The 23,637-nt window shown below is 72.7% G+C and carries 22 protein-coding genes and 1 tRNA gene; 7 read left to right on the top strand and 16 right to left on the bottom strand.

Annotated elements, in window-relative coordinates; genetic code table 11:
- Positions 1–164, top strand: a 164-nt coding sequence (locus AB0I22_RS09455) for a transposase (protein WP_363130377.1), incomplete at its 5' end; no start/stop codon positions are given.
- A gap of 177 nt (positions 165–341) precedes the next feature.
- Positions 342–713 carry a VOC family protein gene (locus AB0I22_RS09460; protein ID WP_363130113.1) on the top strand — a complete coding sequence of 124 codons (372 nt, stop codon included), beginning with the start codon at positions 342–344 and terminating at the stop codon, positions 711–713.
- A gap of 82 nt (positions 714–795) precedes the next feature.
- Here AB0I22_RS09460 and AB0I22_RS09465 read toward each other — a convergent pair whose 3' ends face one another.
- From AB0I22_RS09465 to AB0I22_RS09480, 4 genes are all read right to left on the bottom strand, one after another.
- Positions 796–1,359, bottom strand: coding sequence for a transposase (locus AB0I22_RS09465; protein ID WP_363130378.1), 564 nt, complete (start codon positions 1,357–1,359; stop codon positions 796–798).
- A gap of 149 nt (positions 1,360–1,508) precedes the next feature.
- Positions 1,509–1,595 (bottom strand) — tRNA-Ser (locus tag AB0I22_RS09470).
- 68 nt (positions 1,596–1,663) lie between these two features.
- Positions 1,664–2,200 (bottom strand): tRNA adenosine(34) deaminase TadA, encoded by a 537-nt coding sequence (gene tadA / locus AB0I22_RS09475; RefSeq protein WP_363130114.1) that lies wholly within the window; start codon positions 2,198–2,200, stop codon positions 1,664–1,666.
- 34 nt (positions 2,201–2,234) lie between these two features.
- Positions 2,235–2,759, bottom strand: coding sequence for a hypothetical protein (locus AB0I22_RS09480; protein ID WP_363130115.1), 525 nt, complete (start codon positions 2,757–2,759; stop codon positions 2,235–2,237).
- 1,078 nt (positions 2,760–3,837) lie between these two features.
- Between AB0I22_RS09480 and upp the strand changes: the two genes are divergently transcribed.
- Together upp and AB0I22_RS09490 are read left to right on the top strand one after the other, a co-directional pair.
- A complete protein-coding gene (gene upp / locus AB0I22_RS09485) occupies positions 3,838–4,473 on the top strand; it encodes a uracil phosphoribosyltransferase (RefSeq protein WP_363130116.1) in 636 nt (211 codons plus the stop codon).
- A gap of 153 nt (positions 4,474–4,626) precedes the next feature.
- Positions 4,627–5,859 (top strand): glycosyltransferase, encoded by a 1,233-nt coding sequence (locus tag AB0I22_RS09490; protein WP_363130117.1) that lies wholly within the window; start codon positions 4,627–4,629, stop codon positions 5,857–5,859.
- Between the two features lie 111 nt (positions 5,860–5,970).
- Here the strand turns inward: AB0I22_RS09490 and AB0I22_RS09495 are convergent, their stop codons facing one another.
- The 6 genes from AB0I22_RS09495 to AB0I22_RS09520 all read right to left on the bottom strand — a co-directional run bounded on the left by AB0I22_RS09495 (position 5,971) and on the right by AB0I22_RS09520 (position 12,407).
- A complete protein-coding gene (locus tag AB0I22_RS09495) occupies positions 5,971–6,630 on the bottom strand; it encodes a LytR C-terminal domain-containing protein (protein ID WP_363130118.1) in 660 nt (219 codons plus the stop codon).
- A 145-nt stretch (positions 6,631–6,775) separates the two neighbouring features.
- Positions 6,776–7,072, bottom strand: coding sequence for a type II toxin-antitoxin system VapB family antitoxin (locus AB0I22_RS09500; protein ID WP_003955420.1), 297 nt, complete (start codon positions 7,070–7,072; stop codon positions 6,776–6,778).
- Positions 7,073–7,518: 446 nt separating this feature from the next.
- A complete protein-coding gene (locus tag AB0I22_RS09505; protein ID WP_363130119.1) occupies positions 7,519–8,115 on the bottom strand; it encodes an HhH-GPD-type base excision DNA repair protein in 597 nt (198 codons plus the stop codon).
- 84 nt (positions 8,116–8,199) lie between these two features.
- Positions 8,200–9,744, bottom strand: coding sequence for a glycosyltransferase family 39 protein (locus AB0I22_RS09510; RefSeq protein WP_363130120.1), 1,545 nt, complete (start codon positions 9,742–9,744; stop codon positions 8,200–8,202).
- A gap of 92 nt (positions 9,745–9,836) precedes the next feature.
- Positions 9,837–11,279 (bottom strand): hypothetical protein, encoded by a 1,443-nt coding sequence (locus tag AB0I22_RS09515; protein WP_363130121.1) that lies wholly within the window; start codon positions 11,277–11,279, stop codon positions 9,837–9,839.
- 162 nt (positions 11,280–11,441) lie between these two features.
- Positions 11,442–12,407 (bottom strand): LysR family transcriptional regulator, encoded by a 966-nt coding sequence (locus tag AB0I22_RS09520; protein WP_363130122.1) that lies wholly within the window; start codon positions 12,405–12,407, stop codon positions 11,442–11,444.
- A gap of 144 nt (positions 12,408–12,551) precedes the next feature.
- On the opposite strand from AB0I22_RS09520, the gene AB0I22_RS09525 reads away from it, so the two are divergent.
- Entirely contained in the window at positions 12,552–13,973 is a 1,422-nt protein-coding gene (locus tag AB0I22_RS09525) for an MFS transporter (protein ID WP_363130123.1), read from the top strand.
- 29 nt (positions 13,974–14,002) lie between these two features.
- On the opposite strand, the gene AB0I22_RS09530 is transcribed toward AB0I22_RS09525, so the two are convergent.
- Complete coding sequence (locus AB0I22_RS09530) at positions 14,003–14,629, bottom strand: sensor domain-containing protein (RefSeq protein ID WP_363130124.1); 627 nt, start codon at positions 14,627–14,629, stop codon at positions 14,003–14,005.
- Between the two features lie 282 nt (positions 14,630–14,911).
- On the opposite strand from AB0I22_RS09530, the gene AB0I22_RS09535 reads away from it, so the two are divergent.
- Positions 14,912–16,513 carry an ABC-F family ATP-binding cassette domain-containing protein gene (locus tag AB0I22_RS09535; RefSeq protein ID WP_363130125.1) on the top strand — a complete coding sequence of 534 codons (1,602 nt, stop codon included), beginning with the start codon at positions 14,912–14,914 and terminating at the stop codon, positions 16,511–16,513.
- Positions 16,514–16,586: 73 nt separating this feature from the next.
- Here AB0I22_RS09535 and AB0I22_RS09540 read toward each other — a convergent pair whose 3' ends face one another.
- From AB0I22_RS09540 to AB0I22_RS09555, 4 genes are all read right to left on the bottom strand, one after another.
- Positions 16,587–17,351 carry a class I SAM-dependent methyltransferase gene (locus tag AB0I22_RS09540; RefSeq protein WP_363130126.1) on the bottom strand — a complete coding sequence of 255 codons (765 nt, stop codon included), beginning with the start codon at positions 17,349–17,351 and terminating at the stop codon, positions 16,587–16,589.
- A 105-nt stretch (positions 17,352–17,456) separates the two neighbouring features.
- The gene (locus tag AB0I22_RS09545) at positions 17,457–18,302 is read right to left on the bottom strand and encodes a bifunctional 5,10-methylenetetrahydrofolate dehydrogenase/5,10-methenyltetrahydrofolate cyclohydrolase (RefSeq protein WP_363130127.1); all 846 of its coding nucleotides are present in this window, start codon (positions 18,300–18,302) and stop codon (positions 17,457–17,459) included.
- 73 nt (positions 18,303–18,375) lie between these two features.
- Complete coding sequence (locus AB0I22_RS09550) at positions 18,376–18,996, bottom strand: cyclodeaminase/cyclohydrolase family protein (RefSeq protein ID WP_363130128.1); 621 nt, start codon at positions 18,994–18,996, stop codon at positions 18,376–18,378.
- Between the two features lie 131 nt (positions 18,997–19,127).
- The gene (locus AB0I22_RS09555) at positions 19,128–19,460 is read right to left on the bottom strand and encodes a helix-turn-helix transcriptional regulator (RefSeq protein WP_363130129.1); all 333 of its coding nucleotides are present in this window, start codon (positions 19,458–19,460) and stop codon (positions 19,128–19,130) included.
- A gap of 364 nt (positions 19,461–19,824) precedes the next feature.
- Here AB0I22_RS09555 and helR point away from each other — a divergent pair, with 364 nt between their 5' ends.
- Entirely contained in the window at positions 19,825–22,170 is a 2,346-nt protein-coding gene (helR, locus tag AB0I22_RS09560) for an RNA polymerase recycling motor ATPase HelR (RefSeq protein WP_363130130.1), read from the top strand.
- Between the two features lie 19 nt (positions 22,171–22,189).
- On the opposite strand, the gene AB0I22_RS09565 is transcribed toward helR, so the two are convergent.
- Positions 22,190–23,593, bottom strand: a complete 1,404-nt coding sequence (locus AB0I22_RS09565; RefSeq protein ID WP_363130131.1) for a PLP-dependent aminotransferase family protein — start codon at positions 23,591–23,593, stop codon at positions 22,190–22,192.
- Positions 23,594–23,637: the final 44 nt, after the last annotated feature.

The following is a 23,637-nucleotide window of genomic DNA, read 5'->3' on the forward strand; positions in this document are numbered from 1 at the left end:
CTGCTGAACCCAAGAAACTCCGCTACCGGCTCCTGCACGTCGCCGCCCGGATCACCCGGGGCAGCCGCCGCCTCCGCCTTCGGATATCGGCGACCTGGCCCTGGCGACATGAGCTCACGGCCGCATTCCACCGCCTGGCCGCACTGCCCCGCCCCGCCAGCTGACTCGCCGCCCCCGCCCACCTCGACTCAAGGACCTTGGAGAACCCGACCCCGCGTTGGGCCCTCACCATGTCCACCGGCCGACGCGCCCTCAAACAACCCCGCTCAGCCGCCCAACAGCCCCAACTGAAACGCCGAGGCTAGGGCTTGTCCGGGCGATCACGGGGCACACTGACCGGCATGCCCTTATCTCTGCATCACATCGTTATCGATGCCCACGACCTGCCTGCCCTGGCACGGTTCTGGGCTGAGGTCTTGCGCTGGCGGATCCTGTCCGAGCGGGAGCGGGAGGTGGTGATCGGGCCGGATGAGACGGCGCCGGTGGGCATCTGCTTCATGCCGGTGACGGATCGTAAGGCCGTCAAGAACCGCCTCCACCTTGACTTGACGTCCGCCGCAGAGGACCGGGAGGCCGAGATCGAGCGGATCCTTGCACTCGGCGCCCGCAGAGCGGACATCGGGCAGAGCGGCAACGAGTCGTGGACTGTGCTCGCCGATCCGGAGGGGAACGAGTTCTGCGTGGTCCGCCCGAAGGAGACCCTCATTGGGTAAGGCTTGTTCGTGCGGTCATGTTCGCAGCCAGATGACGACAGCGGTTGCTGTCGCGGTGCCGAGGTAGACGTAACCACGCTTGTCATACCGAGTAGCGACTGATCGGAACTGCTTGAGTCGGTTGATCGCCCGTTCCACGGTATTGCGCTTCTTGTACCGCTCTTCGTCGAAGCCGGGGGGCCGTCAGCCGCATGATCCCTTTCGCAGACGCACGGCCTGGCTGCCGGACTTCTCCGGGGTGGGTGTGCTGGATACCGCGCCGCTGCAGATAGGTGCGGCACGGCCCGTTGCTGTATGCCTTGTCCGCAGCAAAGCTGTCGGGCTTGTCGCGCGGCTTGCCCGGCCCGAGCCGTGGGACGCGGATCTTCTCCAGCACCGCCTGGAGCTGGGTGTGGCCTGCCCGCTGTCCGCCGGTGACGACCATGGACAGCGGGCGACAGCGACCGTCTGCGCTCAGGTGGAGCTTGCTGGTGAGCCCGCCGCGTGAGCGACTCAGGCCTTCGCCTCCATGCCACCTCCACCAGGCTGGCGTGCAGGCTCTGCCATGGCGTTTCGTCGTGATGTTCCTCCGCTTCGGCCCCCTTCGCTTGGCCCGCGGCGCATGTGTCGGCCGGCCGTGCTTGCTGTGGGATCCGCTGGGCCCGATCCCACGGAGGGGGTCCGCGGAAGCCCTGTGTTTTCAAGGGAATGGGCAGTCCGCCGCTGCGAACGCGCCGTCTGTGCAGCACCGATGCGCTTGCAGTACAAAAAACACCCCTCTGACCGCGTCTCCGCAGATCAGAGGGGTGTTACAAGCGGTAGCGGTGGGATTTGAACCCACGGAGGAGTTGCCCCCTCACGCGCTTTCGAGGCGCGCTCCTTCGGCCGCTCGGACACGCTACCGAGATGAAGCTTAGCGGACGGTGGGCCGTGGGCCGAAATCGGTTACCGGGCGGGGGTACCGAGGGTGGTCAGCGGGTGCGGAAGAAGGCGGTGAGGGGGGCGGCGCAGTCGGGGGCCAGGACGTCGGGGATCACTTCGGGGCGGTGGTTGAGGCGGCGGTCGCGTACGACGTCCCAGAGGGAGCCGGCCGCGCCCGCTTTCTCGTCACGGGCGCCGTAGACCACGCGGTCCAGGCGGGACAGGACTATCGCGCCCGCGCACATCGTGCACGGCTCCAGCGTCACGACCAGCGTGCAGCCCGTCAGCCGCCACTCGCCCACCGCCTTCGCCGCCTCCCGCACCGCCAGGACCTCCGCGTGCGCCGTCGGGTCGCCGGTCGCCTCGCGTTCGTTGCGGCCGCGGCCGATCACCGTGCCGTCCGGGCCCAGCACGACCGCCCCCACCGGCACGTCGCCCGTCTCCGGCGCCCGTACCGCCTCCGCCAGGGCCAGCCGCATCGCGGCACGCCAAGGTGCCCGGACCGGGTCGTGGTCCGGGGCGCGGTCGGTTTCGGGGGACTCGACGGGGGCCTCGGCGGAGGGGCGGCGGCGGTCGGGTGCGGTCATGCCACCAGTGTGGGCGACCTCCGCGCCACGGCCGTCAGCGCACCGCCTCCAGCACCTCCGTGCAGCCCAGCATGTCCGCGATCTCGCCGAGCGCGTCGTCGCTGAGGGCCTTCAGCCGCTTCTCCGGCATACCGAGGTCCGCGAGGATCTCGCCCTCGCCGAGCGGGCCCGCCGGCACCGGCTCTTCGGCGGCCGCGGCGTCGTCCTCGTCGTCCGCCTCGGGCTCCCCGTCCTCCGTGCCGTCGAGGTCGACGAGGCTGTCGAGGTCGTCCACTTCGTTGTCGCGGCCGAGCAGTTCATCGGCGAGCATCGCGCCGTACGAACTGCGGGTGGCCGCGGCGGCGTCCGAGAGGTACACCCGTGGGTCCTCCTCGCCGTCGATACGCACGACGGCGAACCACGCGTCCTCCTGTTCGATGAACACGAGCACCGTGTCATCGTCCACTGCCGACTCTCGGGCCAGGTCGGCCAGATCGGACAGCGTCTCCACGTTGTCGAGCTCTGTGTCGCTCGCTTGCCACCCGTCTTCGGTGCGCGCGAGCAGTGCGGCGAAGTACACCGTGACTCTCCCACTGGTCATAGGCGGTGCCGGCCGGGCGGGAAACGCACCCCGCCCACTCGGAATCGTGGCAGAAAGCGACGCGTTGCGAGAGGTCTTCCGCGCTGCGTCGTGCGGCGGTCCCAAGAGATGTCGCTCACGCTGCGCCCGTACGGACCTGTGCGGGGGTCCTTTCGGGGCCCTCTCGGCTCACCACCGGAACGTACGCATCCGCATCTGTTGGCGCATTCGGGCCGCCCGGGCCCGGCGCGGCTGCACCCGGTCGCGCAGCTCCTTCGCCTCGTTCAGCTCACGGAGAAACTGCGCCCGTCTGCGCCGCCGGTCGGCATCCGACTCGGAAGTCTCGGGCCTCCCGGCAGTTTCGGCAGTTTCGGGAGTCCCAGTAGTTTCGGTCGTCTCGGGACTCCCCGGCGCGAAATTCACTGAGGTCTCGGTGTTTTCGGAGGGTTCAAGATTCTCGGGGAAATCGGCCTGGGCGTCCGCCGAACGGGGCGTCCTGTCCCTCGTGACCATCCACTGGGGCCCGGCCTCGCCTACGCCCGTGCCGCCTACGCCCGCCCCGGCTGCGCCCGTGTCACCCGCGCCCGCGCCGCCTGCGCCCGTGTCACCCGCGCCCGCGCCGCCTGCGCCCGTGTCACCCGCGCCCGCGCCGCCTGCCTTCGACCCGTCCGCGTCCGGGCCATTTCCGCAACGCCTGGCCCGCCGTTCATCCCGGGCGTCGTCGTCCCGCCGATCGTCTCGGTCAGCCATAGGACACACCGCCTCGGGCCGAGGTTCCCGCCCGGTGCGACCGACCGGGCCTACATGACTTACACGGCTTACGCGGCCTACATGGCTTACGTGGCCACTTTCGCCTTTCCCGCCCCTTTCCCCTCTCCTTTCTCTCGTTTTCTCCTCGCAATTTTTCCCCCAATCAGCGGGTTGATGCCAGCGCAGGAGTAGCGCAGGCGCGGCACAGAAGCTGCACAGACCAGGCGCGGAGGAGGCGCGGAGGAGGCGCGGAGGAGGCGCGGAAGCCAGGTCGCCGACCCCTCACCAGGGAGCGACGCCCCTTCTGGCCTCGGTTACTGTCGATGTCATGCGGATTCACGTCGTCGACCACCCCCTGGTCGCGCACAAACTCACCACGCTGCGCGACAAGCGCACCGATTCCCCCACCTTCCGGCGCCTCGCCGACGAGCTGGTCACGCTGCTCGCCTACGAGGCGACCCGTGACGTGCGCACCGAACAGGTCGACATCGAGTCCCCGGTGATCGCGACCACCGGCGTCAAGCTCTCCAGCCCGAAGCCCCTCGTCGTGCCGATCCTGCGCGCCGGGCTCGGCATGCTCGACGGCATGGTCCGGCTGCTGCCCACCGCCGAGGTCGGTTTCCTGGGCATGATCCGCAACGAGGAGACGCTCCAGGCGTCCACGTACGCCACCCGGATGCCCGAAGACCTCTCCGGCCGGCAGGTGTACGTACTCGACCCCATGCTCGCCACCGGCGGCACGCTCGTCGCGGCGATCAAGGAACTGATCTCGCGCGGCGCGGACGACGTCACCGCGATCTGCCTGCTGGCCGCGCCCGAGGGCGTCGAGGTCATGGAGCGGGAGCTCGCGGGCACCCCGGTCACCGTCGTGACTGCCTCGGTGGACCAGCGCCTCGACGAGTCCGGCTACATCGTCCCCGGGCTGGGCGACGCGGGCGACCGGATGTACGGGACCGCCGGCTAGCCGAACCGGATCGCTCACGCATCACGCATGGGGCCGTTCACCGTCGAAGTCGGACGGTGAACGGCCCCGTCCATTTCCCGCCCGCGTTCCGCCCGTGTCTCGTCCGTGCCTCGCCCCCTCCGGCTCCCCGCCACCGGCGATTAGGCTGCCCACATGCGGATCATGGTCGTGACAGCCGGATCGCGGGGCGACGTCGCTCCCTATACCGGGCTTGCCAGGCGTCTGAGCGAGGCGGGCCATGACGTGGCCTTCGCCACGCACCACACCTTCGCCGACATGGTCGGCGCCGCCGGTTTCGACGTGCGTACGGTGCCCGGTGACCCGCAGGAGCTGATACGGGCCCGTACGGCGGGCCGGTCCGAGGCGGAGAGGCAGCGGGTCACCGCCGCGTTCCTGAGCGACCTGGGCGAGGGGGTGGCCGAGGCCGCCGAACAGGGCGCCGATGTGATCCTCTCAAGCCTCGGCCAGGCGCCCCTGAGCTGTCTGGTGGCCGAAGGGCTGGGCCTGCCCAGCATGGGCGTCTACCTCGCGCCGGCCGTACCGAACGACGCCTTCGCCCTGCCGGGAGCCGCCACGAACGGCCCCGGCGGCTCCCTGGGCAACCGGGCCGCGGGCGAGCGCATGCTCGACGGGGCCCACGCCCTCTACGCCGAGGTCCTGCCGCGCCTGGGCAGGCGGCTCCGGCTGCCCGAGTCCGCGGTCGACCGCGCGTGGCGGCGCTGGCAGGGCAAGGAGGGGTGGCCCATCAGCCACGGCGTGAGCCCGGCCGTCCTTCCCCGGCCCGACGACTGGCCGCCGGAGGTCGACATGGCCGGCTACTGGTGGCCCGAACCCGCCCCCGACTGGCAGCCCCCGGAGGAACTGCTCTCCTTCCTGGCAGCCGGCCCGCCGCCCGTCTTCCTCGGCTTCGGCAGCATGGCCCCCGGCCTCGGGGAACGGCTCGGCCCGCTGATCGTGGAGGCAGTGCGCCGGTCGGGCGCCCGCGCGGTCGTCCAGGCCGGCTGGGCCGGTCTGGACGTGGCCGGGGACCAGCTCCTCACGGTCGGGGACGTACCGCACGACTGGCTCTTCCCCCGGACGGCCGCCGTGGTCCACCACATGGGCGCGGGCACCACGGCCGCGGGGCTGCGGGCCGGGGTCCCGACCGTCGCGGTCCCGGTCATGGCCGACCAGCCGTTCTGGGCGGCACGCGTGTACGGGCTGGGGGCCGGACCCGCCCCCGTACCCTTCGGTGAGCTGACCGCCGAGCGCCTGGGCGACGCGATCCGGGCCGCCGTCGGGGAGCCGGGCTACCGCCGCCGCGCCGCCGAACTGGCCCACCAAATCGGCTTGGACGACGGCGCCGGGCGGGTCCTGCGGCGGATCGAGGCCCTGGCCGCCGTCTGACTCCCGACCCCTGACGCCTCGCCGGTCACCGGCTCATCGGCGGCGCGCCCGTCCGTGCGTCGGCCAGTACGTACGCCCGTACGCCCGTACGAGTGCCGTATCAGCGCCGCGTCAGCACTTCTTCGCCGACGACGGCGTCGGCTGGGGCTCGGACAGTGCGGTCAAGCCCTGGTCGGCGTCCTTCTTGGCGGTCAGGCTCTTGAACTCCGAGCCGATGATCAGGTCCACGTCCGCGCCCTTGCGCGCGTCGCTCTTGACCTGCGCGCCCGCCAGTTGGGTGCCGAGCACCTTCAGCGACCCGTCGGCGGCCGCGGGCGCGCCCAGCAGCAGCCCGCTGCTCTTGACCTTCTTGTCGTACTCGGCGGGGGCGTTGCCCACCTTCCCGACCTTGAACCCGCGGCTCTTCAGCTCGTCCGCGGTGGACTTGGCGAGGCCGCCGCGCGGTGTCGCGTTGAGGACGTTGACGGTGATCGCGCCGGGCTTCGGCAGCGCCGCCGCCGGGCGGGCGCGGGGCCGGTCGCCGCTCTTCGCGCAGTCGTCGCTCTTGCCCTGGGCGGCCTGTGCCGTGCTGTTTCCGCCGTTCGCGCCGTTTCCGCCGGTGAAGACGTTGATGAGCTGGAGCGTCCCCCACCCGACGAGGCCGAGCGCGGCTACCGCGCCCGCCACGGCGAGAGCGATCCTGCGGCGGTTTCGGGGGCGGCGCATATGCGGGTAGCGATTGCCCGTGATGCGGTACTTTCCGCCCATGCCGGGAGGGGTGAGCATGCTCATGGCCGCAGCGTAGTGCGGGCCGGTACCGATGCCTACTAAATGATCAATGGGTTGCGTACAGCCCAACCCGAAAGGGCCAATACCGGCCCGCTCCGCCCGTACCCGATAATGCGTCAGGCGTGCCGGGGCCGGATCGGCAGACGGCTCAGCCGAGCTCCAGCACGCGGGCGTGCAGCACCTGGCGCTGCTGGAGCGCGGCGCGCACCGCGCGGTGCAGCCCGTCCTCCAGATACAGGTCGCCCTGCCACTTCACGACGTGGGCGAACAGGTCGCCGTAGAACGTCGAGTCCTCCGCGAGGAGCGTTTCCAGATCCAGCTGGCCCTTGGTGGTCACCAACTGGTCGAGGCGTACCGGCCGAGGAGCGACATCCGCCCACTGGCGGGTGCTCTCCCGGCCGTGGTCGGGGTACGGCCGCCCGTTTCCGATGCGCTTGAAGATCACACGGAAAGCCTACCGGGCGAGCGGCTCCCGGCGCAGCCATGGCGCAAGAGTGCGAAGGCGACAATCAGCCGTATACCAGGAGCGATACCTGCGCCGGGGCGCGTGAGCGAGAGCCCCGGGCCCGCCCCCGAGGACCGCCGACCGCCAACGCTGCCCCCGCGCCCTCCGACGGTGCCCCGCCGGACGCCCCCACGGCTGCCCGCGCCTCCGCGTTTCCGTGTCTCTACGCCGAAGCCGTCCCCCGCGGACCTGTCCGCAGGCACTTCCCTTCGACCCCCTTCGGCTCCCTTCGACTCCCTGCAAAGCCATTCGACACAAACGAGTTAACGCGATCGATGGCGGGCGCGGGCGGAGTGGGCTTCGTTATGCACAGCCTGTGGATCACGAACTGGCGTACGGCAGGACCCGCCCCCCGCGCCCGCGCCGCAGTGCGGGCGCGGCGCGCGTCAGGACTTCTTGGCCTCGGCCGCCTGCTTGGCCTCCTGCTTGAGGGCCTGCTTATGGGCGCGGACCTTGCTCAGCGTCTCGGGCCCGGTGATGTCGGCGGCCGAGCGGTACGCGCCCTCCTCGCCGTACGGGCCCGCCGCCGCCCGCCAGCCCTGTGGCCGTACGCCGAGCTGCTTGCCCAGCAGGGCCAGGAAGATCTGCGCCTTCTGCTTGCCGAAGCCGGGCAGCTCGTTGAGCCTCTTGAGCAGCTCCTTGCCGTTGTCGACGCCGCGCCACACCGCCGCCGCGTCGCCGTCGTAGTGGTCGACCAGGTACTGGCAGAGCTGCTGCACGCGCTTGGCCATGGAGCCCGGGTAGCGGTGCACGGCGGGCTTGGCCTTCAGGAGTTCGGCGAACGCGTCCGGGTCGTACGCGGCGAGCTCGTGGGCGTCCAGGTCGTCGCCGCCCAGCCGCTGGGCGATGGTCAGCGGCCCGGAGAACGCCCATTCCATCGGGACCTGCTGGTCGAGCAGCATCCCGACCAGGGCCGCCAGCGGGCTGCGGCCGAGCAGTTCGTCGGCGTCGGGCTGCTGGGCGATCCGAAGGGTGATGTCCATGGGAATGGCCAGGGCCGCGTATCCGGGCGTCGGAGCCGCTTCCCTGCCTCCTTTCGCGTACCTTGCCCCAGTTTGCATGAAGCCTTATCTGCCGGCAGGCCGCCCGTCGGCCTTTTTCTCGTACACCTCCACCCGCCGTCCCCGTACGACCGTGTCGCTGTGCCGTACGAAGTGGTCGGCGAGGGTGCGGCGCTTGGCGACGTCGCGGCGGGCGGCGCCGGAGGACGGCTTGGCGTCGGTGATCAGCACTATCCGGGAGGACTTCAGGATGGCCGACCGTATGTGCGCGGGGCTGCCCTCCTCGCCCTTGAGGGTGCGCGACTGGAGCGGGGATTCGGTGAGGGCGAGGTCGTTGAGGCCGTGGAAGCGGTCGGGGGAGACCAGCCGGGTGTCTCGGCGGGCGGCCGGTATGAACAGGACGCCGTCGCCCGGCCGGGAGACCGCCGAGACGACCTCCGCCGGCGCGAACACGTCGTCGACGCGGCTCGTCGACGCGCGCAGCCCCGTCTCCACGGGCAGCAGCGCGACCACCGCGATACCGCTCACGGCGGCGATCGGCGCCCAGGGCCGTACGCGCGGCCACCGCGCGTGCACCGCCGTGGCGCCGAACGCCAGCAGCAGGCCGATCATCAGGGCCGCGCCGGTCTGCGCGAAGACCACGTACCGGTCCACGTACACCGGCTTGACCAGCGAGACCAGTATCAGCGCCGCCTGCGGTACGAGCAGCAGCGGCAGGGCCACCGAAGCGGTCGTCGCCGGGCCGGAGCGCGGATGCGGCACGAAGGCGGCGCCCACGGCGACCACCGCCATGGCGAGGAGCCCGATCAGCGTCGCCGGGGTCGGCGGCTTTATCCACGAGACCTGGTCGGCCTGGGAGCGGCTGGCCAGGATCAGCGGCAGCGATCCGAGCACGACGACCGCGGCGGGCAGCGCCCAGGCGCGTACGGTGCGGCGCGCGCCCCGCCGCACCGCGATCGCCACGGTCACGGCGAAGGCCGGCAGCGCGAGCAGCGAGAACCAGTTCAGCTGCGCCGCCACCAGCAGCAGCGCCGCACAGCCCCACCAGTGCCGGCGGCTCCTGCGCTGCAGCGCGGTGACCAGCATCCACGTCGCCCCCGCGACGCACGCCGTGACCAGCGCGTACGAGCGTCCCTCCTGCTGGTACCGCTGGACCACGGGCAGCACGGTGAAGGCGAGCCCCGCCGAGAGGCCCGCCCAGTTCCCGGCGAGCCGGCGGCCGGTCGCCGCGGTGAGCCCGGCGGCGGCGGCCACGCCCAGCACCGAGGGCAGCCGCAGGGTCAGCAGGCTGTCGCCGAATATCTCGAAGAGGGCGTGCATGAACAGGTAGTACAGGCCGTGCACGACGTCCGTGGTGCCGAGCAATCGCACGATGTCGGCGGCGGACCGGTGGGCGACCTGCCAGGTCGCCGCCTCGTCGCGCCACATGCTGTGCTCCCGGCCGACCCCCCACAGGCCGAGCGCCAGCGACAGCAGCGCGGGCACGGCGGGTACGAGCAGGCGGGCGAAGGGGCGTACGAGGGCGGGTCCGGCGAGGGGGCCGGGGCCCGGCGCGAGGGGCGTGTGGTGCGTGGTGGCAGCAGTGTGCGCCGATGCGTCGGGAGAGGCCATGGGAGACGACTATACGTAGCGTGTATACGCACAGACGTGTGACGGGTGTATGTCCGATGTCCGTAGCGCCTCGCGGAAACCTCTTCGCGCTCTCAGGCCACCGGAGCGTTGTCGTCGAGGTTCGCGATGCGCTGCCGCACGGCTTGCAGCGCGCCTTCCTTGCTGCCGGGCACGCGGGTGCGCAGGTCGATCAGTTCGGGGCCCAGCGCCCGTACGGCCCTCGGGTCGACGACCTGCTGCCAGCAGTGGTGGGCGCGGTCGGCGGCGGCCTGGACCTCCGGGTGGGTCTCCGGCTGCCCGGCGTTCATGCGCTGCGTGGCCGCGTGCATCCACAGCCCGCACGCCTTGGCGGGCTCCTCGGCCAGGCGCGCGAGGTCGGCTCGTACCTCGGTCCAGTGGATGACGTCGAGCGAGCCGGGGCCGTGGGCCCGCCAGGCTTCCTGCTCCCACGCGGCGGCCATCGCGGCGGCCTCGCTGTGCCGGCCGGCGTGGGCGGCTTCGAGTATGGCCGGATGTGGATCAGGGTGGGGCTCGGGGTGGGGCTCGGGGCGCGGCGCGGGATGAGGCTGGTGGGGCTGGGGCTGGGACTGATGGGGCTGGGGCTCGGGGCGCGGCCGGGGGACCGGGTCGGGGGCCGGCCCGGAGACCGGTCCGGAGGACGACGCGGGGACCGGTCCGGATGACGGCTCGGGCGTGTGCTCCGGGCGCGGCTCCGAATGCGGCTCCGGGTGCGGACGAGGAGCGGACTCCGGGGCCGAGGCAGGGTCCGGACCCGGCGCGGGCGCCGGGATGTCGAGCCGCCGGCCAGGGTCCGGCGCGGGCTCCGGATGCCGCGGTATCGGCTCGGAACCGGCGGGCTCCGGGGCCGTGTACGCGTGCGGGGTGCTGGCGAGGAGGTAGCCGGGGCCCGAGGCGAGCCCGGCGTGGTTCGCCGCCTCGTGGTGCAGCTGTTCCACCGGCGGGCGCTCGGGTCTCGTACGCAGCAGCGTGGCGAGGGCCTGGCTGTAGGCGGGCACCGGGCGGTCGCGGCGGCGGGCGGGCGGCGGGGCGACGGTGCCGTACAGCGCGTACGGGCCGGACAGGAAGCCCGGCTTGTCGGTCAGCCGCTGCCAGACGGCCTCGTCGGCGACCAGGTCCGCGAGCACGGTGGTGCTGCCCGGCGGCCGGTCGCGCAGTTCGGCCGTGAGCCAGTGCCAGGGCAGCGCGGTGTAGCGCACGGTACTCGCGGTCGTACGGGCCAACGCGAGGTGCGGCAACTGCTGTTTGCGGTCGAGCTGGAGGTGGCCGGCCAGGTAGAGGAGGAGCGGTCCGGGCGCGGCGGCGGCCGTCCGCAGGTGGGTGAGGACGGTGTTCGGGGCGTCGGGGCTGACGAGCTGGACGACGGACGCGAAGGGCGTGCCGAGCAGCACGGTGGGCGGTACGGCCGCGAGTTGGTGCAGCGCGGCGGTGGCGTCCATGGGCTGTTTCGAGGGGGGTACCGCGGCCATCAGCAGCCCGTACCCGTGCTCTTCGCTCCCGGCCCGGTCGTTCACCATGCGAGCACCGTATCCGTTCGAACCCGGTCATCGGGTAGGACGTGGGTAATGGTTTATGGGGCGCCGACCGCCGATATGCGGGCCGTACGGGCTCGGCGGCCGCGCCCGTCACGACGCCGACCGCCCCGTCCGTACCAGCTCGGCTGCCCCGCCCGTACCGGCTCAGGCGTCCGCCCCGTCTGTCTCGTTCGCTCCGTTCGACCCGCTGCTGCTACCGCCACCGCCGCCGCCGCTGACGGCACTGGCCGCGAGCCCGGCGAGTACGGTGCGCAGCCACTGGTGGGCCGGGTCGGCGTCGACGCGCAGGTGCCAGGCCATTTCGATGGTGATCGGGGGCAGCGACAGCGGGATGTTCCAGACGACGAGGGGCATGAACCGGGCGGCGCGGGCGGCGAAGGCCGAGGGGACCAGGGCCAGGGCGTCGGTCTCCAGGGCGAGGAAGCAGGCCGCGCTGTGGGTGGGCACGGTCGCCAGGACGTCGCGGCGCAGGCCGAGTTCGCGCAGCCGGTCGTCGACGACGCTCTTGGCCCGGCCGCGGCGGGAGACCGTGATGTGGGGGACGGCGGCGAACCGGTCCACGGTCAGCGGCTCGCGCGCGTACGGCGCGTGGGCGCGGGCGGCGGCTACGTAGTGGTGGTGGAGGACGAACTCGCTGCGGACGTCGTGCGGCAGTTCGTGCATCGAGCCGATGTCGAGGTCGACGCTGTCGCGCAGGTCGGCGGGGTCCTCGTCGCCCTCGGGGAGGACGCGCAGCCGCACGCCGGGGGCCTCGCGTACGACGTGCGAGGTCAGCGCGGCGCCGAGCACGACGGCCAGCCCGTCGTTGGTACGGATGGTGAACTCCCGCCGCATGGTGGCGATGTCGACGGGGCGCGGCGGGTGCAGCGCGGCCAGGGCCTGGCCCAGCGCGGCCTCGACCTGCGGCTGGAGTGCGCGGGCGCGCGGGGTGAGGACGAGGCCGCGGCCGGACGGTACGAGCAGCGGGTCGCCCACCACGCGGCGCAGCCGGCCCAGGGTGCGGCTCATCGCGGAGGCGGAGACGTTCATCTCGGCGGCGGCTCCGGTCACGCTGCTCTCGCGGAGCAGGGCGTCCAGGGCCGGCAGGAGATTCATGTCGGGTAGTTGCATGGGGAGCAATGGTAGGCAGCCGTAGGCCGCTGACCAGCGCTCTTAGGGATGCATGGCGCGCAACGCTGGCTTGCTGATTCGGACCTTGTGGTTCATGGTCCCGGCTTCGACGATGAAGGGAATTCAAGGAAGAGACGGGACCTGATGATTCACGCACAGCATCGCAACACCGCTCTCCTGGTGGCGGGCTGCTTCTTCATGGAGAACCTGGACGGCACCATCGTGGCGACCGCCGCCCCCCGGATGGGGGCCTCGCTCGGCGTCGTGCCGACGGCGATCAGCCTGGTCATCACCGCCTACCTGCTGACGCTGGCCGTGCTGATACCGCTCAGCGGCTGGCTGACCGCCCGGTTCGGGGCGCGGCGCGTCTTCCTGACGGCCATCACCGTCTTCACCCTCGCCTCCCTCGCCTGCGCCGTCGCCACCGACCTCGGCGTGCTGGTCGCCATGCGGGTGCTCCAGGGCGCCGGCGGCGCGATGATGGTGCCGGTCGGCCGGCTGATGGTGGTCGCCAAGGCCGAGAAGCCGGACCTCCCGCGCGTGATGGCGTACATCACCTGGCCCGGCCTGGTCGCGCCCGTCATCGCGCCGCTGATCGGCGGGCTGATCACCACATACGCGAACTGGCGCTGGATGTTCCTCATCAACATCCCCCTCGGCGTCGTCGCCTTCGTCGTCGCCCGGCGGCTGATCGAGGCCGCGCCCGCCACGCCCGCCGGGACCGCCCCGCCGCGCCTGGACTGGCTGGGCGTCGCCCTGACCTCGACCGGGCTCGGGGCGCTGACCTGGACCGCCCACCTGCTGTCCGAGACCTCCGCCGGCATCGGCTCGGTGCTCGTCACCGGCGGGGCCGCGGTGCTGCTGCTCGGCGCGGCCGTGTGGCATCTGCTGCGGAGCGACAACCCGCTGGTGGACCTGAGCACACTGAAGATCAAGACGTTCCGGGCCTCGGTGTCCGGCGGCTCGACGTTCTGGATCGCCGTGGGCTCGGTGCCGTTCCTGCTGCCGCTGCTGTTCCAGGAGGCGCTGGGCTGGAGCGCGGTGAAGTCCGGCGTGGTGGTGCTGTTCGTCTTCATCGGCAACATCGGGATCAAGCCCGCGACGACGCCGCTCCTCAAGCGGTACGGCTTCCGCCCGCTGCTGCTGGCCGCCGGGTTCGGGCTCGGGGCCGCGATGGTGGCGTCCGCGTTCATCACCGGCGCGATGCCGATCGCGGTCATCGCCGCCATCGCGCTGATCAGCGGCGTGGCCCGGTCGCTGGGGCTCACCGCGTACTCCACCATCGCCTTCAGCGACATACCGCCGGAGCGCCTGCGGCACGCCAACACGCTCCTGGCGACCGCCCAGCAGATGGGGGCGGGCCTCGGCGTGGCCGCCGCCACGGTCGCCCTCCGGGCCGGCGGCCCCATCGGCGACTGGCTCCCCGGCCGCCCGACGGCCACCACCGCGTACGGCGTGGCCTTCTGCCTGCTCGCGCTCGTGTGCGTGGGCACGGTGGCGGGAGCGCTGCGGCTGCACCCGACGGCGGGGGACGCGGTACGGGGGCCGGTTGCGGCCCGCAGGTGAGACGGGTCGCGGACAGCGGCCTGCGGGGTTCAGCACAACCGTCGGGCCAGCCGGGTCTGGAGGGCGCACAGTGCGTGGAGGAGCAGCAGGTTGCCGGCCCAGACGGCGGCGCCGACGGTCGCGTGCGCGGCCCAGGCCCCGACCAGGGTGGGCCCACCCCATGTGGCGTGGAACATCGGGTCCGCGGTGAACGGGTGGCCGATGGCGGCGATGGAATCGGGCCGCAGCGGATACAGGAACCCGAAGTAGACCGAGTAGGCGCACAGCGCGACCAGCAGGAAGGACACCAGCGCGGGCAGCAGCGACAGCAGGGCGTACCCGAACACGCGGCGCGCCTTCGGCCGCTGTGCCCCTTCGGCGGCCGCCGCTCCGGCCCTCGCCCCGGCCGGTGCTTCTTGGCCTTCCGCCGCCCTGGCCCGCGCCCTCTGGACATCCGCCATCCCGGCCAGCGCCCGTTGCCAGCCCGCCGCCGCCCGAGCCGCGCCCACCAGCGCGGCCGGTGCCGCCGCGGTGGCCAGGGGCAGCCACAGCGCGCCGCGCACGAGGGGGCGCCCGATCCAGCGGAGCGCCGTCGGCGCCATGCCTCGTGCAGGCCGGCGGCCGGTATCCGCCTCGCGGGCGGGGGACGCGCTCGGGGACTGCGTGATGACGGTCAAGGCTGACCACTCCTGGCGGTATCGCTGCTGGTCAAGGACGTCTTCACGCTACGGCGGGAGGGCCCGGAGGGAGTCCCGCCACGGGGGTGAATCCGAGGTGATACCCAGGTATGACACGCGGGCGAGGTGTTCCCGTCGGCAGGCGGGTGCTCGGAAACCAGATGCGGCTCGCGGGACGGCGCGCCTAGAGTGAATGACATGTCTACGCCCCGCATTTCCTAGCTCAGGACACACGCTTCCCCGCCACCCGTGTGTCCTTGAGCTTCTCCGGAGCGTAATTACATGATCACCGTTCGCGGTGTCGACGTCCGCGTCGGCGCCCGTCTTCTGCTGTCCGACGTTTCCTTCCACATCGCCCCCGGCGACCGCATCGGCCTGGTCGGCCGTAACGGCGCGGGCAAGACCAGCCTGCTGGAGACCCTCGCCGGGCACGCCCGGCCGGCCGCCGGGACCGTGACCCGCCTCGGTCACCTCGGCTATCTGCCGCAGGACTCCCGCGCGGCCGACCCCGCCGCCTCCGTCACCGACCGCATCCTGTCGGCGCGCGGCCTGGACCGCGCGGTACGGGGGCTGCGGGCCGCCGAGTCGGCGATGGGCGAGGCCGTGGCCCCCGGCGCCGTGGAGCGGGCGATGGGCGTGTACGCGCGTGCCGAGGCCGAGTTCCAGGCCCGGGGCGGGTACGCGGCCGAGGCCGAGGCGGCGCGTATCGCCGCCGGGGTGGGGCTGCCGAACCGCGTCATGCACCGGCCGGTCGGCGACCTCTCCGGCGGTCAGCGCCGCCGCGTCGAACTGGCCCGCATCCTCTTCGCCGACCACGACACGCTGCTGCTGGACGAGCCCACCAACCACCTCGACGCCGACTCCGTCGGCTGGCTCCGCACCTTCCTGACGGGCCACCGGGGAGGGTTCGTGGTGATCAGCCACGACACGGGGCTGATCGCCGACACCGCCAACCGGGTCTTCCACGTCGACCCGGCGCGCGCCGCGATCGACGTGTACAACACCGGCTGGCGCGGCTATCTCGCCCAGCGCGACGCCGACGAGCGCCGCCGCACCCGCGAGCGCGCCAACGCCGAGCGCAAGGCGGCGGCGCTGCACACCCAGGCCGACAAGATGCGTTCGCACGTGTCGACGGCGGTCGCGGCGAAGAACATGGCCCGCCGCGCCGACCGTATGCTCGCCGGCCTCGAACCCGCCCGCCGCACCGAGAGGACCGCCCGCATCCGCCTCCCCGAGCCCGCGCCGTGCGGCCGGCTGCCGCTCGCCGCGGTCAGCCTCGCCAAGGCGTACGGCGACCAGCCGGTGCTCACCGGCGTGGACCTGGCGCTCGACCGCGGCAGCCGGCTCGTCGTCCTCGGGTTCAACGGCGCGGGGAAGACCACCCTGCTGCGGCTGCTGGCCGGGCGCGAGCGGCCCGACTCGGGCCGGATCGTGCCGGGACACGGGCTGCGGCTGGGCTACTTCGCGCAGGAGCACGACACGCTCGACCCCGCCCGTACGGTCCGCGAGAACCTCGCCGACGCCGCGCCGCACCTGACCGACGGCGAGGCCCGGCACGTACTCGGCTCGTTCCTCTTCACCGGGGACGACGCCGACAAGCCGGCCCGGGTGCTCTCCGGCGGCGAGAAGACCCGGCTCGCGCTGGCGGGGCTGGTGCACTCCGGCGCGAACGTGCTGCTCCTGGACGAGCCCACGAACAACCTCGACCTGGCCTCGCGCGGCGAGGTCCTGGCGGCGGTCGGCTCGTACCCCGGCGCGATCGTGATGGTCACGCACGACGAGGGCGCGATCGAGGCGCTGCGCCCGGACCGGGTCCTGCTGCTGCCGGACGGCACGGAGGACCTGTGGAGCGAGGAGTACGCGGAGTTGGTGTCGCTGGAGTGAGGAGGCGGGGGATGCGGAGGACCGTGGCCCGTAAGCCCGTAGTCGCGGCCCCCGCTCAACCGCTCAACCGCTCCTACGGACGCTTACGACGGGCCTCGATGAGAAAGCGCGTGGTGTACGCGACGAAGGGGCCGTCGTCCTGGATCAGCCCGTGCAGTTCGAGCAGCCGGTCCCGGTACTGCCCGACGGTGAATCCGGGGACCATCCAGATCACCTTCCGCAGGAAGTAGATCACCGCGCCGATGTCGTGGAACTCGGTCCGCAGGGACTCGCAGCGCAGGTCGACGACGTCCAGCCCGGCGGCCTCGGCCGCCTGGCGGGCGTCGTCGGGGTGGCGGGTGCGCCGTACGTGCTCGGGCTGCGGCCCGAGGAAGTACTCGACGAGTTCGAAGACGCTGGCCGGGCCGACCTGCTGGGAGAAGTACGTGCCGCCGGGCCGCAGCACGCGGGCGATCTCCTCCCACCACACGGTGACCGGGTGCCTGCTGACGACGAGGTCGAAGGCTCCGTCGGCGAACGGCAGCGGCGGCTCGTCCTCGTCGGCGACGACGGCCGCGCCGCGCGGGTGCAGCAGCGCGGTCGCCTTGGCGACGTTCGGCGGCCAGGACTCCGTGGCCACCATCAGGGCGGGCAGCTCCGGGACTCCGGCGAGCACCTCGCCGCCGCCCGTCTGGACGTCGAGCGCGGCACTCGCCCGCGCCAGCCGCTCGCCCATCGCGCGCTGGTACCCCCAGGAGGGGCGCTGCTCGGTGGCGCGGCCGTCGAGCCAGGAGAAGTCCCAGCCGTCGACGGATACGGAGTCGGCTTCGGCGACGAGTTCTTCGAAGGCGCGGGGCATGGACCGAGCATCACAACAAATGGGCGGATATGCCAATGAATTAGCCCAGTCCCCGCAAGACCCAGTCCCCGCAAGGCCCAGTCCCCGCAAGACGGGAAGGGGACGTCAGCGCCGGGCCGCCGCCCGTACGGTGTGCCGCAGCAGCAGCGCCGTGGTCACCGGTCCCACTCCGCCGGGTACGGGCGTGAGGGCGCCCGCGCGGCCGGCGACGGAGGCGGCGTCCACGTCGCCGGTCAGCCCGCCGTCCTCGGTGGGATTGGTGCCGACGTCCACGACCACGGCCCCGGTCCGTACGTGCTCGGCCCCGATCAGCCCGGCCCGGCCCACCGCGGCCACGACCACGTCGGCGGCGGAGGTGACGGCCGCGAGGTCCTTGGTGCGCGAGTGGCAGACCGTGACCGTGGCGTTCCTGTCCAGGAGCAGATGCGCGACGGGCTTGCCGACGACGTTCGAGCGGCCGACGACCGCTACGTGCCGGCCGGTCAGCTCGACGCGGTGGTGGTCCAGGATCCGTACGACGGCCTCGGCGGTCGCCGGGGCGAACGCGGGCAGCCCGGCGGCCAGCCGCCCCAGGGAGAGCGGATTGGCGCCGTCCACGTCCTTCTCGAACGCGATGGCCCCGGCCAGCTCCTCCAGCGCGGCCCCGTCCGGCAGCGGCGTCTGGAGGATGACGCCGTGCACGCCCGCGTCGGCGGACAGCTCGGCCAGCTTCGCCCGGATGGCGTCGGGAGCGGCGTCCTCGCCGAGGTCCACGACGTCGCAGCCGATGCCGGCCTTCGCGGCGGCCCTGGCGATGGACCGTACGTACCAGGCGCTGGACTCGTCGGCCGTCGCGACGACGACGGCGAGCTGCGGCGGCGTACCGGCGGCGGTGAGGGCGGCGGCCTCGGCTGCGGCTTCGTCGCGGATGGCGGCCGCGAGTGCCTTGCCGGGCAGGGGAGTTGTGGTCACTTGGAGATCTCCTCGCCGGTCCGGGGTGCTGCGGTCACTCGGCCATTTCCTCGCTGGCCAGGGGGTGCTGCGGTCACTTGGCGATCTCCTGGCGTACGGCGGCCGTTACCTGCTCGGCGCGGGCGGCGACGGCGTCGACTCGGTCGGTTTCGGCGGTCAGTTCGGCGCGTACCCGCTCGTCCTTGATGCCGCCGAGGTTGATCTCCACGTTCACGCGGGCGGTGGTCGCGGCGGCGCGGGCGGCCTCGGCGGCGGCCGCGACATCGGTGACGACATTGCGATTGCCGACCGGCAGCAACTCCTCGGCGAACCCGACGACGTCCGCCGCCACGGAAATCACGGCGGCCGGCGCCCGCCCCGCGCCGACCAGCGCCTCGGCGATCGCGGCCGAACGCGCGGCCTTCGCCTGGTCGCCGTCCCTCGGCAGCTTGTACGCGTCGGTGACCGCCGTGAACGCCGCGGCGTCCTCCTCCGCCAGCCGCAGCGCCCTCTCCCGCAACTCGTCGGTCCCGGCGGTGACCCGCCCGATGACGGCGGCGTGCGCGGCGTACTTCTCCCCCGTGCTGTAACGGGCCACCATGCCCAGCAGCGCCGCGGCCTGCGCGGCGTGCAGCGCCGCGACCGCACCCCCACCGGGCGCGGGCACCCGCCCGGCGAGCTGTTCCAGAAATCCGCTGATCGTCTCGTCGCGCATGAACGCTCGTCCTTCGGTAGGGGCGGGCACTTCGGTACGGGGAATCCACAACACGCCTCGAAATCGTCCCACGCACGCGCGTCAGCATTCGCCGCCGGCGATTGCCCAGCCCCGGTGCGTCCAGGCGGCGCCTATGCGGCGTGCGGGGTGAAGGCGACGGTGGAGATGTCGCCGTCGAGGGCGATGTTCAGCGACGCGTCCAGTGCCTTCGCGAGCCGCGCCAGCAAGGGGAGCGTCGGGACGGTCCCGCCGAGTTCGAGCTTGGAGATCTGGGGCTGGGTCATGTGGGCCCGATCGGCCAGTTCGGCCTGGGAGATGCCCAGTTGGACGCGCTGGTCGTGGACGGCCTGTCCGAGGTCGAACGCCAGGCGGATCTCCGTCCGCGCGGCTTCGACCTCGGGGGATTCCACGTACCCCTCGGCGATCTTGCGCTCCCGCGCCAACTTCCACTGTGTGTGGCTCAACAGCCGCCCCCATCCATGGCGTTATGCGTGAACACGCCGCACGCGGTTCTTCGGCGTGGCCGCGCCACGGCCTGACTGGCCGCAACTGTCGCAACCGTCGCAACTGTCGTGGCTGGTCATAGTTGGTCGTAGTTGGCCGTAGCTGGTCGTAGGGGAATTCGGCGAAAGCAACAAGAAAGGCAAGGAGGAAAACCCACCCCTTGCCACTCTCAACATATAGCGCACTGGGGGGCTTGCGGCAAGGCCCCGGGGGTGGGGCAGAATCCCCGGACCGAGGACGGAACTTCACTAAATGGGGGATTCGAGAAGTGCGCATTTTGTTGTCGGTTTATGGGGTGTGTGGTGGCGTCGAGGGGGCGGTGGCATGAGCTCCCCGACCACCAAGGCGACCAGGCCCGCCGAGGCGACCAGGCCCGCCGAGGCCACCAGGTCCGCCGAGGCGACCAGGCCCGCCGAAGCCATCAGGTCCACCAAGGCCACCAGCGCCTTCGACCTTCCCGACCACCTCTCCGCCAAGGCGGACCCGTCGCTGATCGACGGCGACGAGCGGCACTTCGCGGCCATGGCGGAGAGCCTTGAGGAGACGATCGCCGAACTCTCCGACCGGCTCGCGGACGCGCGCAGAGCGCCCGGCGGCATCGGGCGGGCGGCGATGGACCGGGACGCGGAGGTGCACCGGCTGACGGGGCGGCTGCGGGCCCTGCGCCGGTTCGGGCTGGACCTGTGCCTGGGGCACATCGTCCCCGCGGACAGCCCCGAGCCCGTGTACATCGGGCGGCTCGGCCTCACCGACAGCACGGGGCGGCTGCTGCTGCTCGACTGGCGTTCGCCCGCGGCCGAGCCGTTCTTCGCCGCCACGCACGCCAACCCGCTCGGGCTGGCGAGCCGTCGCCGGTACCGCTGGACCCGCGGCCGTATCAGCGACTACTGGGACGAGGTCTTCACCGCCGACGGGCTCCAGGGGCACGCCGCGCTCGACGACCAGTCCGCGTTCATCGCGAGCCTGGGCGGCAACCGGTCGGACCGGATGCGCGATGTGCTCGCCACCATCCAGGCCGACCAGGACGCCATCATCCGGGCGGGTTCCCGCGGCGCCCTCGTCGTCGACGGCGGCCCTGGTACGGGCAAGACCGTCGTCGCCCTGCACCGCGCCGCCCACCTCCTCTACTCCGACCCGCGCCTCGGCCACCGGCGGGGCGGCGTGCTGTTCGTCGGGCCCAGCCGCCCGTACCTGGCCTACGTCTCCGACGTCCTGCCCAGCCTCGGCGAGGAGGGCGTACAGACCTGCGTCCTGCGCGACCTCGTCGCCGAGGGGGCCGCGGCCGCGGTCGAGGCCGATCCGGCCGTCGCCGTTCTGAAGTCCTCCGCGGGCCTGGTGAAGGCGATCGAACCGGCCGTCGGCATCTACGAGGAGCCGCCCGCCGAGGGGATGACCGTCTCCAGCCACTGGTCCGACATCTGGCTGAGCGCCGGCGACTGGGCCGCCGCCTTCGACGCGGTGGAACCGGGCACCCCGCACAACGAGGCCCGCGACCAGATCCTGGAGGCGCTGCTCACGATCCTGATCGACAAGGACGACAGCGTCGACCAGGACAGCGTCGATCAGGGCAGCGTCGACGAAGACCGCGCCGACGAGGAGGACGGTGGCGGCAGTGGCGGGGCGCCCACCCCCGACATGCTGCGGAGGTCCCTGCGCCAGGACCGGGACCTGATCAGGACCCTCAACCGCGCCTGGCCGATGATCGACGCGAACGACCTCGTCGGCGACCTCTGGACCGTACCCGCCTACCTGCGCAAATGCGCCCCCTGGCTCACCCCCGAGGAGATACGGGCGCTCCAGCGCGCCGACGCCCAGGCGTGGACGGCGTCCGACCTGCCGCTCCTGGACGCGGCCCGGCAGCGGCTCGGCGACCCGGAGGCGTCGGTGCGCAAGCGCCGGCGCGAGGCCGCCGTCGCCGCCGAACGCGAGCGCAGGGCCGACGTCATCGCGCACATCCTGGAGGACAGCGACATCGACGAGAGCCAGGGCGCGGTGGGCATGCTGCGCGGGCGGGACATCCAGGACACCCTCATCGACGAGGACGCGCTCGACAGCCCCGAACCGGACCTGCTCGCCGGACCGTTCGCGCACATCATCGTGGACGAGGCGCAGGAGCTGACCGACGCCGAGTGGCAGATGCTGCTGCGGCGCTGCCCCTCCCGCAGCTTCACCATCGTCGGCGACCGCGCCCAGGCCAGGCACGGTTTCACGGAGCCGTGGCGGGAACGGCTGGAACGGGCCGGGCTCGACCGGATCACCGTGGCGTCCCTGGGCATCAACTACCGCACCCCGGAAGAGGTCATGACGGAAGCCGAGCCGGCGATCCGCGCCGTCCTCCCGGACGCCAACGTGCCGGCCTCCATCCGCAGCAGCGGCGTCCCCGTGGTCCACGGGTCCGTCGCCGACCTGGACTCGGTGCTCGACACCTGGCTCGCCGAACACGCCGACGGCGAAGGGATCGCCTGCGTCATCGGCCGCCCCGAACTCCGGCCGCTTCAGGCGTCATCCCGCGTCCGGTCGCTCACCCCCGAGCTGTCGAAGGGGCTTGAGTTCGATCTCGTCGTCCTCATCGACCCGGAGGGGTTCGGCGACGGCATCGAAGGGGCCGTCGACCGCTATGTCGCGATGACCCGCGCGACCCAGCGGCTCGTCATCCTCACCAGCGACTGACGGCGGTACGCCCGGACGGTCACCGCGCCCGGCTCTGCTCCGCGCAGGCCGCCAGGACCGGCAGCGCCTTCTCCAGCCTCCCGTCCGCGTCGGCGAAGGGCAGCCGCAGGTGGTGGCGGAAGCCGTCCACGGCGGAGAAGGCGGGGCCGGGAACGATGAACACCCCTGCCCTGCGGGCGAGTTGAGCCGTGGCCTCGGTGTCGGCGCCGGGGATCTCCACCCACAGGGCGGAGCCCCCGGCCGGGCGTTCCCAGCGCCAGTGGGGGACCCGCGCCCGTAGCAGCCGCTCGGTCTCCGTCAGCCGGTCGCGCAGCCGGGCGCGGCGCAGGGCGCGGGCCTCGGGGAGCCGCTGGAGGAGCTGTACGGCCACGAGCTGCTCCACGACCGGGCAGGCCAGGTCCACGGATTTCTTGATCTCGGCGAGCCGGGCGATGACGGTGGGGGTCGCGCGTACCCAGCCGAGCCGGAGGCCGCCCCAGAACAGCTTGGACAGGGTGCCGACGGTCGCGGCGCCGGCGGGCGGCAGCCGGCCGGCGAGGGAGCCGGGCGCGGAGTCGTCGCGCAGGTCGAGTTCCGCGTAGGAGTTGTCCTCCACGATGTACAGGCCGTGCTCGGCCAGCACGCCCGCCCACGCCTGCCGGGTACGCGCGTCCAGGGCCCGGCCGGTGGGGTTGTGCACCGCCGGCTGTACGTAGAACAGCCGGGGGCGGATGTGGCCGACGAGGCGGCCGAGGGCGGCGGGTTCGGTGGCCGCCGTCAGCGGGATGAGCCGGGCCCCGCGCGCCCGCAGCGCCTCCAGGGCCCCGCGGTACGTCGGGTCCTCCACGAGCACGCTGTCACCGGGCTGCACCAGCCCCTGCGTGATCAGCCATACGGCCTGCTGGGAACCGGCCGTGACCAGGATCTGGTCCGCCGTGGTCGGCAGGCCCGCGTCCCGGTGGTACCCGGCGATCGCCTCGCGCAGCGCCGGCAGCCCGTACGGCAGATAGCCGTCGTCCAGCAGCGCCGCCGCGAGGTCCCGGGCGGGCAGGCCGCGTACGGCGTCGGCCACCGCGGGCAGGCCGTCCAGCGCCCCGCTGGACAGGTCGATGCCGCCGTCCCGGGCCCCGAACCCGGCGAGCCGCCCCTCGCTCGCGGGCGCGTCGGCCGCGCCCGCGCCGCGCAGCCGCGACCCGCTGCCCTGCCGGCTCTCCAGCCAGCCCTCGGCCTCCAGCTGCCCGTACGCGGCCGTCACCGTGGAACGGCTGACGCCGAGCGCCGCCGCCAGGACGCGCTGCGCGGGCAGGACGGTGCCGGCCGGCACGTCGCCGCGCTGGGCCAGTTCGCGCAGCGCGTCCGCGAGGAGGCGCGGCAGCGCTTCCGTGCCGCCTTTGGTCCATCCGGTGAGCAGCCGCGACAGCCGGGTGGGAGGGATACGGTCCATGCCCGACATCATCGCTGGCTCCGCATCGCGTATCCCTGCATATC

The sequence above is a fragment of the Streptomyces sp. NPDC050610 genome (assembly GCF_040654875.1).
In the GTDB taxonomy this organism is placed as follows: Bacteria; Actinomycetota; Actinomycetes; order Streptomycetales; family Streptomycetaceae; genus Streptomyces.